Annotated in this window: 3 protein-coding genes; all 3 read right to left on the reverse strand. The window is 71.1% G+C overall.

The window, feature by feature from the left end; translation table 11 throughout:
• A partial coding sequence (locus RIF89_RS14465) for a GTPase (protein ID WP_309069776.1) occupies positions 1 to 104 on the reverse strand: 104 nt, incomplete at its 3' end.
• Positions 97 to 1,437, reverse strand: a complete 1,341-nt coding sequence (locus RIF89_RS14470) for a hemolysin family protein (RefSeq protein ID WP_309069775.1) — start codon at positions 1,435 to 1,437, stop codon at positions 97 to 99. The genes RIF89_RS14470 and RIF89_RS14465, both read right to left, overlap by 8 nt.
• Positions 1,438 to 1,465: 28 nt before the next feature.
• Positions 1,466 to 1,933 carry an rRNA maturation RNase YbeY gene (gene ybeY, locus RIF89_RS14475; protein WP_309069777.1) on the reverse strand — a complete coding sequence of 156 codons (468 nt, stop codon included), beginning with the start codon at positions 1,931 to 1,933 and terminating at the stop codon, positions 1,466 to 1,468.
• Positions 1,934 to 2,019: the final 86 nt, after the last annotated feature.

The raw sequence follows: 2,019 nt of genomic DNA on the forward strand, positions 1-2,019 counted from the left end.
GTGATGGCCACCTTCTCGCCCACGAGCGCGTTCATGAGCGTGGACTTGCCGACGTTCGGTCGCCCCACGAACGTCACGAAGCCCGAGCGTGTCGCGTCAGCCATCTTCCCTCTCCCTGTACTCATCGATCGTGCGCAGGGCTTCGCCGCGTTCGACGAACACCGTGGCGATGCCGCGCCCGCGACCCCGCGACGTGCCGCCCGTGACGATCAGTCCCGCGAACTCCGCGACGTCTCCCGGCTGCGGCACGCGCCCGAGCGTCTTGCCGAGCAGGCCGCCGATCGAGTCGACGTCCTCGTCCTCGAGCTCGATGCCGAACAGGTCGCCGACCTCGTCGAGCGACAGGCGCGAGCTGACGCGGTAGCGGCCGTCCGCGAGCTCGACGATCTCCTTCGAGGGCGCGTCGTACTCGTCGGCGATCTCCCCGACAAGCTCCTCGATCAGGTCCTCGAGCGTGACGAGCCCGGCGATGCCGCCGTACTCGTCGACCACGAGGCACACGTGAACGGCGTCGCGCTTCATCTGCTGCAGCAGGGTCTCGGCACGCATCTGCTCGGGCACGAACACGGCGGGGCGCGCGATCGCCCGCACGGCGGCCTCGCGCCAGCCGACCGGCTCGCCGCCGGCGACCGCGTCGCGGAAGCCGAACTGCACGACGTCCTTCAGGTACAGCACGCCGATGATGTCGTCGACCTCGCCGTCGACCACGGGCATGCGCGAGATGCCGCGGTCCAGGAACAGCCGCATGGCCTCGCGGATCGTCGCATCGGCCTCCACCGTGACCATCTCGGTGCGCGGCACCATGACCGCGCGCACGACCTGGTCGGTGAAGTCGAACACGGAGTGGATGAGCTCCCGGTCGTCGGCCTCGATCACGGCGTGCGAGGCGGCCTCGTCGACGATGCTCAGCAGCTGCTCCTCCGACTCGAAGCTGCGGCGCCCACCACCGGGCGTGAGCCGGTTGCCGAACGCCGCCAGCAGGCCCGACAGCGGGCCCAGCACCAGCAGGGTGCCGCGCACGAGCGGTGCCGCGAAGGTCAGCAGCGCGGAGGAATAGCGGCGGCCGAACGTCGCGGGGATCGACGACACCGCCACGAACGACACGCCCGTCATGAGCAGCGCCGCGACCAGCAGGGCCCACCACAGGCTGTGCAGGATGAGCGCGAAGGCCGCGGTCACGAGCACGGCCGCAGCGGTCTCGGCGAACACGCGCACGAACACCACCACGCCCGCGTGACGGTCCGGATCCGCCGCGATGCGCGCAAGCGCCTGGGCGTTGCGGCCCTCCCCCGCGAGGTCGACGAGATCGCCGCGCGAGGTGACCGACAGCGCGGCGTCGATCGCCGACATCAGCCCGGCCAGCAGCACGAGCAGCAGAGCGCCGCCGAAGAGCAGAGCGGCGATGGGGCCCAGGACGTCCGGAGACAGGCCGATCATGCAGCCGCTCCCTCGGGAGGTGTCCGTCTCATGAGGTGCGGCGACGCTCGGCCGCAGCGAACGCCGCGATGAGCTCGCGCTGGAGCCCGAACATCTCGCGCTCCTCCTCCGGCTCGGCGTGGTCGTAGCCGAGCAGGTGCAGCAGGCCGTGCGTGGTGAGCAGGATCAGCTCGTCCATCGTGGAGTGACCCGCGGTCTCCGCCTGCGACTCCGCGACCTGCGGGCAGAGCACGATGTCGCCGAGCAGCCCGGGCGGCGTCGGCTGGTCCTCGGAGCCCGGTCGCAGCTCGTCCATCGGGAAGCTCAGCACATCGGTCGGGCCGGGCTCGTCCATCCACTGCAGGTGCAGCTGCTCCATCGCGCCCTCGTCGACGAGCACGATCGCCACGTCCGCGTCCGGCGAGACGTGCAGCGCGGCCAGGTTGTCCTGCGTCAGACGCAGCAGCACCGACTCGTCGATCTCGACGGCGGACTCGTTGTTGATGTCGATCACGATCGTCCTCGCTTGGGCATGCGGTCACGGGGGCCCGCGGGGCGTGCCGCCGTGCGGCGCTCGGCCCGGTTGGCGAACTCGGCGGCCTC

The organism is Microbacterium sp. (assembly GCF_031178525.1).
In the GTDB taxonomy this organism is placed as follows: domain Bacteria; phylum Actinomycetota; class Actinomycetes; order Actinomycetales; family Microbacteriaceae; genus Microbacterium.